The sequence below is a fragment of the Kocuria subflava genome (assembly GCF_012163155.1).
Taxonomy (GTDB): Bacteria; Actinomycetota; Actinomycetes; order Actinomycetales; family Micrococcaceae; genus Kocuria; species Kocuria subflava.
Genome location: NZ_JAAVUN010000134.1, coordinates 426 through 671 on the forward strand (window position 1 = coordinate 426; position 246 = coordinate 671).

Genomic DNA, 246 nt, shown 5'->3' on the forward strand with positions numbered 1-246 from the left:
GGCGCGACGGCGGGCCCCCCGCCGCGGTCCCCCCAGCCCCTGGTCCTCCTCGCGGCGGTGTTCGTGCCGCCGGATCTTCACCACGACCTCGGCGCCGCGGAAGGTCGCCAGGTGCGCCTGACCGATCGAACCCGTCGCCAACGGCACCGGATCGATGTGCTGCAGGATCTCCTCGGCCGCTGATTCGGGTTCCTCGCCCAGCATCTCGCGAATCACGTCCGGCGGGATGGGAGGGGAGGAGTCCTG

General features: G+C 72.4%; 1 protein-coding gene. It reads right to left on the bottom strand.

Going from position 1 to position 246, the window contains the following annotated elements; genetic code table 11:
* A partial coding sequence (locus tag GTW58_RS13385) for an AarF/UbiB family protein (protein WP_425338852.1) occupies positions 1 to 216 on the bottom strand: 216 nt, incomplete at its 3' end.
* Between the last annotated feature and the right edge of the window lie 30 nt (positions 217 to 246).